Here is a 12,827-nt window from a genome sequence, read left to right as displayed (position 1 = left end):
ATGCTCATTCGCAGACAAAAGGTAATTACTGCAGGGCGGAAGTCAGTCGCATCACATTGTCTACATAGCGTTTCAGGATCGGGCGTTTGCTCCATTCTTCGCGGGTGAGAATGGTGGAAGCTGCTCGGTAGGTTTCCGTGAGCTGTTCGAGGTCATCGAGGATGTTTCCGTGTGCGACCAGCAGTGATACCTCGTAGTTCAAGCCAAAGCTACGCATGTCCATGTTGGAAGAGCCAAGGACTCCCACGGCGTCTTCGGATCCGGGGTCGGCGATCAGGTACTTGGAGTGGAGGATCGCCGGGGCTGGGTAACGGTAGATGGTCACCCCGGCCTCGAGCAGGGCAGCATAATAGCTGGACTGTGCATGGCTAACGATGAATTGGTCACCACGTTCATTGACGTAGAGTTCTACCTTCACGCCGCGGTAGCATGCGGTTGTGACAGCCTCCAGCAGTGTCTCATCGGGAATGAAGTAGGGGCTACAGAGGATCAGTCGTTCTTTGGCGTGGTGTACCACCGAGTTGAATAGACGTAGGTTGGGCTCCGTGGTGTAGCCGGGGCCGGAGGGGACGAGTTGTAAGACGTTGATGTCTGTTTTGGAGCTTTCTGGCAGTTGCGGTCCGGAACCGGTTTCGGGCAGGGCCAGGGCCTCGTTGCTCTCGGAGTACCAATCGACGGCGAAAACCATTTCCATGGAGGAAACAACCGGGCCGGTGAGCTCAACCATAGTGTCCATCCAATGCAGTCCGCGGCGCCGGTTACCATGCAGCAGATAGCTGGGGTCGATCATATTCTGGCTGCCGATGAAGCCCCGGTAGCCGTCGATAAGCAGCATCTTGCGGTGATTGCGCAGATCAGGGCGGCGGAAACGCCACTTCCATGGCTGCAGCGGCAAGGTGAGATGCCACTCGATGCCGATGGAGTTGAGGCGACGGCCCAGCTTCCAATAGCCCGGGTACTTCCAGGATCCAACGTGGTCGAAGAGCAAGCGCACCTGGACGCCACGGGCAGCGGCGCGTTCCAACGCACGGAAGAACGGGTCGGTGGTGTCATCCCATGCGATGATGTAAATCTGCACGTGAACAGTCTTTTTAGCGTTGTCCACTGCGCGGATCATGGCAGCGAGGCATTCGTGGTAGTCCGAGTACAGCCCATGATTGATACCGGTGACTGCGGGGAGACGCGTGAGCCGGCGGTTGAGTCGAATGATGGACTCGAGCTCCGGGCTGAGCAGAGTCTGCGGCGGTACATCGGGGATATGTGCCTGAACATCTCGAATCATGGCGTCGGATTCGCGCTGGATCCGGTGGCGCCGCCGGTTAATATATGGGCTGCCCATGAGCAGGAACAGTGGTAGCCCGACGATCGGAATAAGCAAGATGGCCAGCAGCCAGGCACTGGAAGCCGCTGGTTTACGGCCTTCCGGGACAATACCGATGGCAAGGAGCTTGATGCCGTAGTCCAGGATCATCAACGTGGTTTGCCACCAGGTGGCAGTGCCGAAGTCAAACAGGGTGAAGCTGAACATTTAGCGAACGTCGTCGATTCGAGCGGTGCTGTAGTCAACCACGACGGGCGCGTGATCCGAGGCCCCCTTGGTGGCGCGCTCCTCGCTATCGATAAACCCGGCGGTGGGTTGCATGCTTTTCGACGCCAACTGGAAGTCAATCCGCATGCCCTGTCCCCGCTGGAAGCGCATCTGCACGTAGTCCCAGTAGGTGAATTTTCCTTCGGTGAAGCTGCGCGTAACCTCGCTCAGTCCGGACTCAAGGAGTTGTTCGAAGGCGGCGCGTTCCGGTTCGGTGACGTGGGTTTTGCCGTCGAAATAGCTGATGTCCCAGACATCCTCATCGCGCGGAGCGATGTTGAAGTCGCCGAGGAGCACCAGCTGACGTTCCGGGGTGGTGCGTAGCTCATCCGCTACCGCGTTAGCGAGGGCATCGAGCCAGCGAAGCTTGTAATCGTAGTGGGGGTCGGCAATCTCCCGACCGTTTGGCACGTACAGGCTCCAGATTCGCACGCCATCACAAGTCGCTCCGATAGCCCGGGCCTCGATGTCTTGTGGCTCGTTGGGATCCTTATGGAAGCCAGGCTGGCCGGGGAAATGGGTGGTTACGTCGCTGAGTCCGACACGGGATGCGATGGCCACGCCGTTCCACTGGTTGAGTCCAAAGTGGGCGACCTCGTAGCCGAGCTCGCGGAATGCTGCATAGGGAAAGTTCTTATCTGTTGTTTTAGTTTCCTGCAAGGCAAGAACGTCGATGTCGTGGCGGGTTAAAAAATCGGTGACGCGGTTGATTCGCGTCCGCACAGAGTTAACGTTCCATGTGGCGATGCGCATAGTTACACCCTAGCTGCCTCTTCTGGATAGGTGGAACTTTTCAGCGCACTTGGGCGTTGGATAAGTATGGCTAAACCTGTTCGAGATCGCATTGCGCAAGAGGTCCGCGCAGCAATGCAGCCACCGGTGTCGTATGGGCAGCTAGAGGTGTACAACGCCTTTTTGCCGGGAAGAAACGTGGGGCCGCGTTCGGTAGATAACGCGCGGGTAGTTTCCCGGGTGAGTGCAATTGCCATTGATCTTGCGCTGTTTAGCGCTATGTTCCTTACTGTCCTAGCTGGTTTTGCGATTGCTTTCTCTCAGCCATGGACGCTGGCGGGTGCCTTTCTGCTGCCGGTCTTTTTCTACTTGTGGCAGACCATGTTCGATGCGGCTGGCGGTTCCATCGGCAAGCGGGTCTTGGGGCTGCGGGTGGTTGGTCCCGCCGATACGCCTGTCGACGCCGGGCAAGCCGCGAAGCGAAACCTCTGGTTGCTCTTGCCGATGATTCCAATCGCCGGCCCCTTCGTAGCGTTGGGCGTTGGCATTTGGTACGCAGGCGCGGCCAAGGCTGATGCCTTCGGGGTTGCGCCGCACGACCGGGTGGCGCGCACGCGCGTGGTGAAGAAGCTTCCGCCTAGCTAGGCTGGCTAGCGTAGCGGTGGCGGTGATGCTCCATGAAGCCTAGCTTTTCATAGAGGCCGATTCCCGCCTCGTTTGATGCCAATACCTGGAGGTATGCATCAGTAGCACCGTGGGAGATACCCCAGTTGATCATGTACTTTCCGAGGGCGGTGCCTAGGCCTTGGCGTCGAAAAGCGGGCGCAACTTCGACCGCAGAATAGCCCAGGAATTGGCGACCATCAGGGGCTTCGGTGAGCGTGCCACGGGTAATAGCAATGGTCTGGCCGCTCGGGGAGAAGATGCGGCCAAAACTCATCTGTCCTTCGATGCTGGTGCGCAGCAGCTCCAGCGCACGGGCGGGCAAGGGCTTGCCGCGAAAGTGATAAAGCTCCAGCCACTCGGCATCGGGCTGATCAGTGATTTCCATGTGTAGGGAGTCTGGGAGTTCGAAGGGCTCCGATAAAGTTCGCGTCATTATCACGATGTCCGGCCCAAATCTCCAGCCTTCGGCGCGGGCAAGACGGAGCGCGGACTCGCCGATTCTGTCCGGCACTAGGATGCGCGCTGGCAGATCATGGCGCGCGTAGAAGGCGATGATTTTCTCCAGGGGTACTGGAGAAAGTCCAGCTGAACTGCCCAATGGGGCAGCGGAATTGCTGCGCTCTGTGATGCCATCGCCTGCGCGCAGGAGCCAGCCGTTTTCCCATACATGCTCAATCCCGGGGAAGGCCTTCGCAGTGGCGGCCTCGACAGCGCGAATCTCAGAGTTGCGGACGCGCCGGGGCGGGAGAACTTTGATGGCCTGAATCAGTTCGGCGGGGATGGTCACTGCTGCTGCGTCGGAAACAAATCCTCCGACGGATTGTGGGCGTACCGTGAGTGGCTCGAGGGACAGTACATGCCCGATGACATCGGTGAGGTGTCCTGGGGTATCGGGCAGGAGGCGTCGCACTATGATGCGATCGCCAATTTTTGGGTTAGTCTTCGTACCCAAAAGGGTCCTCATCTACGCCCGGGGTCCAAGTCTGCCCGGCGGTGTTCCAACCGTTGGCCTTGATCGTTTTCTTGGCTAGACGTTTCCATCTGCCGATCAGGGTGTCGGTGTAGACGAAGCCATTCAGGTGGCCGACCTCGTGTTGTAGGCAGCGCGCGAAGAATCCGTATCCCTCTAGGGCGATGGGGTTGCCGTGTTCGTCGGTGCCAGTGACGCGGGCCCAATCAGCGCGGCCAGTGGGGTAGGACTCGCCGGGAACAGAAAGGCAGCCTTCGTCTTCGGAGCCATCGTCATTGGGCATGGACTCGGGGAGTTCGGAGGTTTCCAGTTCTGGGTTGATAACGCAACCGCGTCGGAATTCGCCGCCTTGGGCTTCGATTTCTGACTCCGACTTGAGCTCGCCGTTCGGCCCTTCCACGTCGGGGCAGTTGTAGACGAAGAGGCGTTTGCTGACCCCGATTTGGTTTGCTGCCAGGCCCACGCCGTGTGCGCGATCCATAGTCTCAAACATGTCCGCAATCAGCTCGGCAAGCTCTGCGGGGCTTTCGGTTACGGGTTCGGTGGGCTGGTGCAGGACTGGGTCGCCGTGAATGACGATAGGACGAACTGTCATACCTTTAGAGCATATACCCTAGTGGTTATGGCTAAAGAGCTTGCAGATGGTGACCGAAAAATACTGGAGTTTGAATCCCGCGCGCCTCAGAATATTGGCAAGAAGGAGGAGGCGATTCGTTCGGAATTGGGGATGACGCCGCTGCGCTATTACCACCGTTTGAATGCGCTTATCGACGTCCCGGCGGCGGTGGCTGCGTATCCAGTGCTGCTGCACCGGCTTGATCGGCTCCGTTTTCAGCGTGCCGAACTAAGAAAGACTGTGACAGATGGGTAGGATGTGACATATGTCGACTAAAGAAACGAATTCCGCATCTGGTCTTCCGTTACGTGGCATCGCCATGATTATCCTGGCTGTTGCTGTACTTCTCCTAGCGTGGGGCGTGTATTCGCTCACTAACACTGGCAGCGAAGAAGCTGTGGTCTCACAAAAATCCGACACCCAGCAGACCGCCCCAACGCAGAAGCAGCCGCCAGCAGCGGCGCAGCAGCCGGCCTCAGGCGCAGCAAGCACAACGGCCGCCGCCACCCCCTCACCAACGCCTAGTACCCCGGCAGCAGCGCCAGCTGCCAACGCTGCAGCCGGTCCGGCTCCTAAGGTCCAGGCCCTGAACAATTCCACGGTCCAGGGATTGGCCAATCGCGTAGCGGATGAGCTGAAGAAGCAGGGCTACAGCGACATCGAAAGCGGCAATTTCCCGAATGAAGTACTGCCAAAGTCAGTGGCATTTTTCACTCCCGGCAATGCTGCAGAAGAGCAGGCGGCCCGCAATATTGCGGACAAGCTGGGAGTTACGGCACAGCCTCGTATCGATGCGCTAAAGGATAAGCCTGCGGGTGTCATTCTTGTCATTACCGAGGACCTGAACCGCTAAAATCGTGGACATGTCCATTGAGTTCGCACAGACGCAAAACCACACGATTGGTGTGGAATGGGAAATCGCCCTGATCGATCCCGAAACACGCGACCTTGTGCCGCTTGCTGACCAGATCATCGCAGAGCTCTCCGAATCTGAACTTGAGGTTCGGGTGGAGCGGGAGTTTCTATCCAACACGGTCGAGCTAGTTACAGGCGTCTGTGAATCCGTTGGCGAAGCAGTAGCGCAGCTCTCAGCCGGGATCAGCGCGGTGCAACACGCCGCGGCTGCACACGGCGCGCGGGTGTGGTCGGCAGGCTCGCACCCCTTCGCCACGTCAGAGGACCAGAAAGTCTCGGACAAGGATCACTACAACGAGATCCTCGAGCGCACCCAATACTGGGGACAGCAAATGCTCATTTGGGGCGTACACATTCACGTCGGCATCGCTTCGGCGGATAGGGTGTGGCCCATCATTAATGCGATGATGACCAAATATCCGCACCTACTAGCCCTTTCTGCCAGCTCCCCTGGATGGTGTGGCAAAGACACCGGCTATGCTTCCAACCGCACGATGCTTTATCAGCAGCTCCCCACCGCGGGTATCCCCTACGGCTTCCAAGACTGGGAAGAATGGTCAGCTTTTGTGGCCGACCAAAAGAAGTCTGGCGTGATTGATCACGACGGCTCCATGCACCTGGATATTCGCCCAGCGGAGAAGTGGGGCACCATCGAGGTTCGCTTCTCCGATTCCCCTTCAAACCTGCGTGAACTCGCTGCCATCGCGGCGCTCACCCACTGCCTCATTGTCTATTATGACGAGTTGCTGGAAGCCGGCGAAAGCTTGCCGAGCCTGCAACAATGGCACAACACAGAAAACAAGTGGCGCGCAGCCCGCTACGGCATGGACGCCATCATCATCACCACGAGGGACACCGACGAAGTCCTGATTACAGAGGACCTAGCCCTCATCCTGGAGGTGCTGCGACCGATCGCCGCCAAACTTGGTTGCTCTGAAGAACTGGAATTGATCACGAAGATCCAGCACACCGGTGCTTCCTATCAGCGACAGCGCGCCAAGTTTGAAGAAACTGGCGATTGGAAGCAGGTTGTGGACTTGAACTGCGAAGAACTAGAGCAGCTGCGCCCCTAGGCGGTGTCATCTCGCGCGAGCTGGTTCGGGTCATAGAGGCGCTCGCGCCGCGCGATGCGCCCGACGCGTTGGCCGACAACCGGTGCGGTGAGCAGCGCGAACAAGATCACCAAGATGAGTGCTCCCATATCGCCCTTATTGCCCGGTGTCAGCTCGCCAGAACCAAGTAGACGCAGTAGCGCGCCAAGCACTGTGAGTACCAGTCCCAAAGTTTGCGGTTTGGTCACTGAGTGGAGGCGGGAAAGTGTATCGCGAAAGCGGGCCATGCCGATGGCTGTTGCCAACACGAGGATTGTGCCGCCCGCGATACATACCAGGGATGCGATATCCAGAACCAGGCTCATTTTGCATCCTTCTTTCGGAAACGCGTCACCGCTACTGAGGAGATGAAGCCGAGTAAGGCTACCACCATCATGGCATTGGACACGGTGGTATCAAGCGTCCCGCAAATATACAGTGCAAGGGCACATTGGATCATCGCGACGGTGGCATCCAGACTCAGTAACCTGTCAAGGGAATTTGGCCCTGCAAGCAGCCGGTAGCCGTTGATGAGGAACGCCAACGCAAACCCGACTGCGGCGACTGTGAGAAACGAGTTATACAACCAGGATTCCATCATGCTCCTTTCTCAAAGGTACTAATCAATCGGCGCTCCAACTCGGAAATGCTCTGGATGCTGCGGTCTAGTTCACGGGTAGAACTGGCATCCAGAATATGCATCGTCAGCGTGCGATTCGCGATGTCCAATTCCATTACTGAACCGCCAGGCGTGAGGTTGAGTAGCGACACCGCCAAGGAAAACACGAAATCCTCTTGTACGCGCATGGGCACCCGCACGATTGCCGACGGCGGTTGATCACTAAAACGCAGCGCGAGCCAACTGACTCGAAACGAAGAGACAAGCAGATCGGACCAAAAGAACAACACCAAACCGAGTAGGGAGAGCCACCGAATACGGAGTCCGGTAATGGGTAAAGCGGGAAGCGGGAACGCCATCACCACCACCAAACCAACAATGAGGCCTCCGATGAGATTCGCCCAGGAGAATTCGCCATAGAGCAGACACCACATCAAGGTGAGCCAGCCAACAGTGAGGAAACGGAAGCGGCGCCGAAATCCAGCGATCATCGCAATACCCCCTTTTCCTTCAGCCCGTCAGTAGAGTCGGCCGGTGGTTCCGCTAGGTGTGGACTTCGGCCGGGCGCCGTGTAAGACGAACCCAAGACAGCCTCTCTATAGATGCTGACATCCATAGCGGTCTCCGCGGCGCGATAAGTAACAGCCGACAACGGTCCCGCAAGCACGGTCACAGCCAAGGAACCGGCAACGAGCAAGGCTGTTGGCATAACCATCCCGAGTGGCATCCGTCCGACATCGACCCGGTCATCAAAGTGGACAACGTCTTGGACGTCGGAAAGCGGTGTCGGGCGGGCAGTGGCCAGCTGGCCATCCGGGGCATCCTTACGGTCCCGCCAAAAGGCCTTCGACCACACCAACACCATGGTGTAAAGCGTGAGCAAGGAGGTGATGACGGCGCCCGCCACCAGCAACCAAGCCATGAAGCCACCGCGATCTGCGGCCGCCTCGATGAGGATGATCTTGCCCAGGAAACCCGAGAGCGGCGGGATGCCTCCAAGGTTGAGCGCAGGGATCAAGAACAGCACGGCCAATAGTGGTGAGGTGTACGCGAGCGACCCGAGGCTACGGAGCGAGGAGGATCCTGCCTGGCGTTCGATGAGACCAACCACCAGGAAGAGCGCAGTTTGTACTAGAATGTGGTGCACAGCGTAGAAGATAGCGCCGGAAAGACCCTGCGTGGAGGCAAAGGAAATGCCCATGATCATGTAGCCGATGTGGCTGACCAGTGTGAATGACAGCAGGCGTTTGATGTCATTCTGCGCCATAGCGCCGAGGATTCCTACGATCATCGTGAACAGCCCGGCCCACATGAGGAGGTTGTCCAACCGGCCGTCGACAAACAGTACGGTGCGTGCGCGGATGATGGAGTAGACGCCGACCTTGGTGAGCAGCCCAGCGAACACGGCTGTTACCAGCGCAGGAGCAGTTGGATAGGAGTCCGGTAACCACGAGTACAGCGGAAACACGGCCGCCTTGATGCCGAATGCGATGAGCAGGACCGCGAAGATAGCTGTCCGTGTCCCGGATGGAATCTCCGTCATCCGGATGGAAATCTGCGCCATGTTCATTGTGCCGACTGCCGCGTAGACCATCGCCAGCGCGAACAGAAACACCAGTGAGCTGAGCATGGACACCATCACATAAGACACACCCGCGCGCACCCGGCTGGGCGAGGCGCCTAATGTGAGGAGCACATAGGAGGCGACCAATAGGACTTCAAAGCCCACGTAGAGATTGAAGAGGTCGCCAGCCAGAAAAGCCAAGTTCACGCCCATGGTGAGGAGCAAATAGGCGGGGATGAATACGGCGACTGGCTCATCCTCGGTGCCATCGCGCAGCCCCTGTCCGATGGCGTACCACATCACCGAAAACAGCACGAGTGAGGAGACCGCGAGCATGATGGTGGCCAGGCGATCGGCGACTAAGGTGATGCCGACCGGTGCATCCCAGCCGCCGAGCTGCAACACGTGGACCCCGGAATAATCCACCAGCACCACCAAAACCACACACAGGACGATCAGAGTGAAGAGTGCGGTCATAGCGACAAAGCGCTGCAGATCCTGGTATTTGCTGATTACCAGCACGAGTGCGGCGGCGAAAGCCGGCACAATCACAGGCAGCGCAATGAGATAAGGAAGCGCGGGAAGAATAGCGAGCACCAGCGAATCAAGCATCGTCGTCCTCCTGTACAGGCTGCTCGAAGGAGATCGGCCCGAAAGAGTCGCCCGACTGGGTAGGACGACCAGTCTCTGGGTCATCCGAAAGGTCATGGTCCGGCGCGGCAGAAGCCGTCGCAGGCCGCTTCGCGACGACCGTATCTTCGGTATCGTCCTGCAAAATATCGGCAGTACGGTACTGGTACTGCCGGTAGGCCAGCGCGAGGATGAAAGCAGTCATCGCCATCGTGATCACTATCGCAGTCAGGATCATCGCTTGCGCTAAGGGATCCGAGTTGTCCCCGGCGAGGGTGGAATCTCGACCTTGAATTGGGGGTGCGCCTGCGCCACCGCCCGCAGTGAGCATCAAGAGATTGGCGCCATTGCCCATGAGCAATAGGCCGAGCAGCATCTTTGTGATGGCGCGTTCCAGCAGTAGAAATACGCCGCAAGCTATGAGTGCTGCGGCGGTAACCAACAAGGCGAAATTGGCGACCATGTGTTAACTCTCTTTCGCTGGTTGGGTGTGCCTTTTACGGGCAAGATTCCGGGCGCGGTCTCGGGCTCGTTGCTTGCGGAGGTCTTCATCGCGGTCCAACTGCGCCCCCAAACTCTGCAGGATGTGCATGATGAGACCGATCACGATGAGGTACACCCCGGCATCGAAAACGAGGGGAGAAACCACCGCCATGTCCGCTATCAGGGGCGGATGGAACTTCCAATAATGGCTCGTCAGTGGCGCCTGCCCGAAGAAGAGTGGCACGATTGCCGGTAGTGCAGCCAGAATTAGTCCGATACCGAGCAACTTCGACGGGTCAACTGGGAGTGCTTCTTCAAGCTCGTGACGCCCACCGGCGAGGTAGCGGAGGGTAAAAGCCAGTGCTGCAACGAGCCCGCCGGCAAAGCCACCCCCCGGACCGTTGTGGCCAGCGAAAAAGAAGTAAGCGGAAAGGGCCAGCATCGAAGGGAACAACAAGCGGGTGGCTACGTCGATCATGAGGGAGCGGTTGCGGACGCGGTCATCCACTGAGGTCGCCAGCCAACGGCCGCCCTCGGCCTGGAGGGTTGGGCGACGGGTATTACGGCTGAAACTGCGGGTGCGGTATACCAGCGATGCGACTCCGGTAGCCACAATCACCAGCACGGAAATCTCCCCGAAGGTATCCCAAGCACGAATGTCCACCAAGAGCACGTTGACGGCATTGCGACCGTGCCCGATGTTCTCCGCAAGGTTCGGTATGAAGTAGGAAACGGGGAGCGCTGCGCGCGCATTCATTGCAAAGACCGCAACTACCATCACTGCAACGCCGACGGCGACTGCCAGCCAGGCTCGGACCCGGACAAACTCGGTACCAGTCTTAGTATCTGGATTTGGAGGGAATTTGCGTAGGACCAGCATAAAGACCACCATGGTGACCGTCTCCACGAGCAGCTGCGTCAGTGCTAGATCGGGCGCGCCGTGCAACGCAAAAATGACGGCGATGCCATAGCCAGTCATGCCAACCATAATCAGTGCGGAGATGCGGTTGTGCAGTACTGTCGCGGCGATCGCTGCGATGATCGTCATAACTGCGATCAAACCTTGGACGGGGGAATCCCACAGCTCCATGCGGACAGAAGAGCGCTGTCCAGTGATCAGTGCGCTGATCGGCAACAGCACGAGAGTGAGCAAGATGATTGCTTCGTTGATGGGGAGAGAACCACGCTGGGTGGATGCAGTCAGACGCAAGGAAGCGGTGCGCAGTACTTCTAACACTCGGTCATAAGCAGCATTAGCATTGCCGAGGGCTGGCTGTTCGAAATGCAGTTGCGAGACCAGTTCGCGCTGCCAATGCAACACGGCGCCGACGACGATAATGACGGCCGAGATTCCAAGAGGAATGTTAAAGCCGTGCCACAATGCTAGATGCTTTGGGGACGCAGCATCTGGGAAAACTGCGTCCAGGTGTGCTGCGATCGGGGCGTCGATAAGCTGTGGCGCTAACCCGAGCACCAGGCTGGTTGCCGCGAGCACCGCAGGAGGTAGCCATAGCCAGGTGCCTACCCGGTGCATGCTGCGCACGGCAGGGGAGCAGCCACCACCAGATGGATGTGAAGCTGGCTTAGTTGCGAACGCAGACCAGAGAAAATACAGGCTGTATGCCATGGTCAACATGGAACCAGTCACAATTCCAGTGAGTGCCATTTTGCCGGGCATCCCGACGAGGAGCTGTTCGGTGTGGACTGCGTCGATGGCCGTTTCCTTAGCAACGAAACCAAACAACGGTGGGATGCCCGCCATCGACGCCACGGCGGTGAGAGCGATGAGCATGAGGTGCGGCGACTTGCGCGCTAAACCCGAGAGTTTACGAACATCGCGTGTCCCGGTGGCATGGTCGATGGCGCCGACAACCATGAACAATGCGGCTTTAAACAGTGCGTGCCCTACCGTAAGCGCCAGCCCGGCTAGCAGCGCGGTGCGTGAGCCAATACCGACGACAGAAAGGATGAATCCCAGTTGGGACACCGTGCCGTAGGCCAAGATCAGTTTGAGATCCTTCTGGCGCAATGAAACCCAACCGGCCATGATCATGGTGAACAGGCCGAGCGGGATCACCACCAGGTGCCAAGTGGATACTTGGGCAAGATCGGGGGACAGGCGAGCGACCAGATAAATACCGGCTTTAACCATCGCCGCGGAATGCAGGTAAGCGCTCACAGGCGTGGGAGCGGCCATGGCACCAGGCAGCCAGAAATGCATCGGGGCGATGGCCGACTTAGAAAGTGCGCCGGCCAAAATCAGCACCACAGCCACGTTAAGGTGTGGAGTTTGGGTCAAGGAAGCGGCAGTGAGGTGCGAGAACTGCCAGGTGTGGGCCTCGAAACCAAGCATGATAATGCCTACGAGCATGGCCAAGCCGCCTAAGGTCGTGACCATTAATGCTTGGCCTGCGCTGCGGCGTGAAGAAGCGCGTTCGGAGTAGTATCCGACCAGAAAAAAGCTAAGGATGCTGGTGATCTCCCAGAAGATGAACATCAGCAGGAAGTTGTCCGAGATCACGAGGCCAAACATGGCCATCGCGAAGGCAACCATTTCTGCGCCAAAGGCGGAGAGCCGTTTCGGCGCGGAGTCAAAGTAGCCCCAGCAGTACACCAGTACCAGTGCACCCATCCCGAGAATGATGAGGCTGAAAAGTCCAGCCAAAGCGTCCAGTCTTAGCGCGATATCCATGTGGGCGCTGGGCATCCACTTTTGATGGAATGTCAGCGGGGTGGCATCTGCGGCCAGGCGTCCGGTGATAAACAGCTTGAGAACCCAGATGAATCCCGCTCCTGGAACCAGGGCAAGCAATCCGAAAGCAGGCCTGCCGATCTTCTGAATTAGCACGGGGGCCAACAGGGAGCTAGCGAGGAGTGAGAGGAAAAGGGTTATCACCAGAGGGCAGCTACTTCGTTGTTATCTAGGTATCAGGTGGGTGTCTGCTTTCGGATG

At 58.2% G+C, this 12,827-nt stretch carries 14 protein-coding genes; 4 read left to right on the top strand and 10 right to left on the bottom strand.

All coding sequences use genetic code 11. The annotated features are described in order from the left end of the window. Window positions 1-25: 25 nt before the first annotated feature. Together cls and WG936_RS04650 are read right to left on the bottom strand one after the other, a co-directional pair. Window positions 26-1,528, bottom strand: a complete 1,503-nt coding sequence (gene cls, locus WG936_RS04655) for a cardiolipin synthase (RefSeq protein WP_339564014.1) — start codon at window positions 1,526-1,528, stop codon at window positions 26-28. Next, a complete protein-coding gene (locus WG936_RS04650) occupies window positions 1,529-2,341 on the bottom strand; it encodes an exodeoxyribonuclease III (RefSeq protein ID WP_339564013.1) in 813 nt (270 codons plus the stop codon). A 66-nt stretch (window positions 2,342-2,407) separates the two neighbouring features. On the opposite strand from WG936_RS04650, the gene WG936_RS04645 reads away from it, so the two are divergent. Next, a complete protein-coding gene (locus WG936_RS04645; protein WP_339564012.1) occupies window positions 2,408-2,965 on the top strand; it encodes an RDD family protein in 558 nt (185 codons plus the stop codon). Here WG936_RS04645 and WG936_RS04640 read toward each other — a convergent pair. Together WG936_RS04640 and WG936_RS04635 are read right to left on the bottom strand one after the other, a co-directional pair. Further along, a complete protein-coding gene (locus WG936_RS04640) occupies window positions 2,958-3,950 on the bottom strand; it encodes an N-acetylglutamate synthase, CG3035 family (RefSeq protein WP_339572219.1) in 993 nt (330 codons plus the stop codon). The two genes, WG936_RS04645 and WG936_RS04640, sit on opposite strands and share 8 nt — an antisense overlap. Continuing rightward, on the bottom strand, window positions 3,922-4,551 hold the full coding sequence (locus WG936_RS04635; protein WP_339572218.1) for a peptide deformylase: 630 nt from the start codon (window positions 4,549-4,551) through the stop codon (window positions 3,922-3,924). The genes WG936_RS04640 and WG936_RS04635 overlap by 29 nt, the downstream gene beginning before the upstream one ends. A 27-nt stretch (window positions 4,552-4,578) precedes the next feature. Here WG936_RS04635 and WG936_RS04630 point away from each other — a divergent pair, with 27 nt between their 5' ends. The 3 genes from WG936_RS04630 to WG936_RS04620 are packed head-to-tail and all read left to right on the top strand — an operon-like array spanning window position 4,579 to window position 6,560. Next, window positions 4,579-4,827, top strand: a complete 249-nt coding sequence (locus WG936_RS04630) for a DUF3263 domain-containing protein (RefSeq protein WP_339572217.1) — start codon at window positions 4,579-4,581, stop codon at window positions 4,825-4,827. Window positions 4,828-4,837: 10 nt separating this feature from the next. Beyond that, on the top strand, window positions 4,838-5,425 hold the full coding sequence (locus WG936_RS04625) for a LytR C-terminal domain-containing protein (protein ID WP_339572216.1): 588 nt from the start codon (window positions 4,838-4,840) through the stop codon (window positions 5,423-5,425). Between the two features lie 10 nt (window positions 5,426-5,435). Beyond that, complete coding sequence (locus tag WG936_RS04620) at window positions 5,436-6,560, top strand: glutamate--cysteine ligase (RefSeq protein ID WP_339564007.1); 1,125 nt, start codon at window positions 5,436-5,438, stop codon at window positions 6,558-6,560. Here WG936_RS04620 and WG936_RS04615 read toward each other — a convergent pair. The 6 genes from WG936_RS04615 to WG936_RS04590 are packed head-to-tail and all read right to left on the bottom strand — an operon-like array spanning window position 6,557 to window position 12,770. Next, window positions 6,557-6,904, bottom strand: a complete 348-nt coding sequence (locus WG936_RS04615; protein WP_339564006.1) for a monovalent cation/H(+) antiporter subunit G — start codon at window positions 6,902-6,904, stop codon at window positions 6,557-6,559. The two genes, WG936_RS04620 and WG936_RS04615, sit on opposite strands and share 4 nt — an antisense overlap. Beyond that, a complete protein-coding gene (locus WG936_RS04610) occupies window positions 6,901-7,176 on the bottom strand; it encodes a monovalent cation/H+ antiporter complex subunit F (protein ID WP_339572299.1) in 276 nt (91 codons plus the stop codon). The genes WG936_RS04615 and WG936_RS04610 overlap by 4 nt, the downstream gene beginning before the upstream one ends. After that, window positions 7,176-7,688, bottom strand: a complete 513-nt coding sequence (locus WG936_RS04605) for a Na+/H+ antiporter subunit E (protein WP_339564005.1) — start codon at window positions 7,686-7,688, stop codon at window positions 7,176-7,178. Before WG936_RS04605 ends, WG936_RS04610 begins: the two co-directional genes overlap by 1 nt. Then, window positions 7,685-9,373 carry a Na+/H+ antiporter subunit D gene (locus WG936_RS04600; RefSeq protein ID WP_339572215.1) on the bottom strand — a complete coding sequence of 563 codons (1,689 nt, stop codon included), beginning with the start codon at window positions 9,371-9,373 and terminating at the stop codon, window positions 7,685-7,687. Before WG936_RS04600 ends, WG936_RS04605 begins: the two co-directional genes overlap by 4 nt. Then, on the bottom strand, window positions 9,366-9,854 hold the full coding sequence (locus tag WG936_RS04595; RefSeq protein ID WP_339564003.1) for a Na(+)/H(+) antiporter subunit C: 489 nt from the start codon (window positions 9,852-9,854) through the stop codon (window positions 9,366-9,368). The genes WG936_RS04600 and WG936_RS04595 overlap by 8 nt, the downstream gene beginning before the upstream one ends. 3 nt (window positions 9,855-9,857) lie before the next feature. Beyond that, on the bottom strand, window positions 9,858-12,770 hold the full coding sequence (locus WG936_RS04590) for a Na+/H+ antiporter subunit A (RefSeq protein WP_339572214.1): 2,913 nt from the start codon (window positions 12,768-12,770) through the stop codon (window positions 9,858-9,860). Window positions 12,771-12,827: the final 57 nt, after the last annotated feature.

It is taken from the genome of Corynebacterium sp. H127 (assembly GCF_037482665.1).
Taxonomy (GTDB): Bacteria; Actinomycetota; Actinomycetes; order Mycobacteriales; family Mycobacteriaceae; genus Corynebacterium.
The sequence above is the reverse complement of the archived record's forward strand: the minus strand, read 5'-3'. Positions and strand labels throughout refer to the sequence as shown.

What these genes read in the sequence shown, in the direction of transcription:
- cls (WP_339564014.1), bottom strand. Translation starts at nt 1,528, where the DNA reads ATGTTCAGCTTCACCCTGTTTGACTTCGGCACTGCCACCTGGTGGCAA.
- WG936_RS04650 (WP_339564013.1), bottom strand. Translation starts at nt 2,341, where the DNA reads ATGCGCATCGCCACATGGAACGTTAACTCTGTGCGGACGCGAATCAAC.
- WG936_RS04645 (WP_339564012.1), top strand. Translation starts at nt 2,408, where the DNA reads ATGGCTAAACCTGTTCGAGATCGCATTGCGCAAGAGGTCCGCGCAGCA.
- WG936_RS04640 (WP_339572219.1), bottom strand. Translation starts at nt 3,950, where the DNA reads ATGAGGACCCTTTTGGGTACGAAGACTAACCCAAAAATTGGCGATCGC.
- WG936_RS04635 (WP_339572218.1), bottom strand. Translation starts at nt 4,551, where the DNA reads ATGACAGTTCGTCCTATCGTCATTCACGGCGACCCAGTCCTGCACCAG.
- WG936_RS04630 (WP_339572217.1), top strand. Translation starts at nt 4,579, where the DNA reads ATGGCTAAAGAGCTTGCAGATGGTGACCGAAAAATACTGGAGTTTGAA.
- WG936_RS04625 (WP_339572216.1), top strand. Translation starts at nt 4,838, where the DNA reads ATGTCGACTAAAGAAACGAATTCCGCATCTGGTCTTCCGTTACGTGGC.
- WG936_RS04620 (WP_339564007.1), top strand. Translation starts at nt 5,436, where the DNA reads ATGTCCATTGAGTTCGCACAGACGCAAAACCACACGATTGGTGTGGAA.
- WG936_RS04615 (WP_339564006.1), bottom strand. Translation starts at nt 6,904, where the DNA reads ATGAGCCTGGTTCTGGATATCGCATCCCTGGTATGTATCGCGGGCGGC.
- WG936_RS04610 (WP_339572299.1), bottom strand. Translation starts at nt 7,176, where the DNA reads ATGGAATCCTGGTTGTATAACTCGTTTCTCACAGTCGCCGCAGTCGGG.
- WG936_RS04605 (WP_339564005.1), bottom strand. Translation starts at nt 7,688, where the DNA reads ATGATCGCTGGATTTCGGCGCCGCTTCCGTTTCCTCACTGTTGGCTGG.
- WG936_RS04600 (WP_339572215.1), bottom strand. Translation starts at nt 9,373, where the DNA reads ATGCTTGATTCGCTGGTGCTCGCTATTCTTCCCGCGCTTCCTTATCTC.
- WG936_RS04595 (WP_339564003.1), bottom strand. Translation starts at nt 9,854, where the DNA reads ATGGTCGCCAATTTCGCCTTGTTGGTTACCGCCGCAGCACTCATAGCT.